1 pseudogene is annotated in these 244 nt (G+C 75.8%); it reads right to left on the reverse strand.

Going from position 1 to position 244, the window contains the following annotated elements:
- Window positions 1–14: 14 nt before the first annotated feature.
- A pseudogene (locus CCL05_RS46520) lies at window positions 15–244 on the reverse strand (ROK family protein); the annotation flags it as partial.

Raw genomic sequence — 244 nt, forward strand, 5'->3', positions numbered from 1 at the left:
TGGCCTGGGCCGTACTAGGCCCGCACGGCAACGGTGGCCGGATCGTCCAGCACCGCCCGCACGACCGAGTGCGCGGCGCCCAGCAGCGGCCCTTGCGGACCCAGCCGGGACACCGACACGGGACAGGCCGGACCCGCCGTGCGGCGCGCCAGCTCGTCCCGCAACGACGGCAGCAACCACGGCGCCAGCCCGGACAGTTCCCCGCCCAGCACCACGCTCTCCGGGTCGAGCAGGTTGACCGCGC

The sequence above is a fragment of the Streptomyces africanus genome (assembly GCF_002150735.1).
GTDB lineage: Bacteria > Actinomycetota > Actinomycetes > Streptomycetales > Streptomycetaceae > Streptomyces > Streptomyces africanus.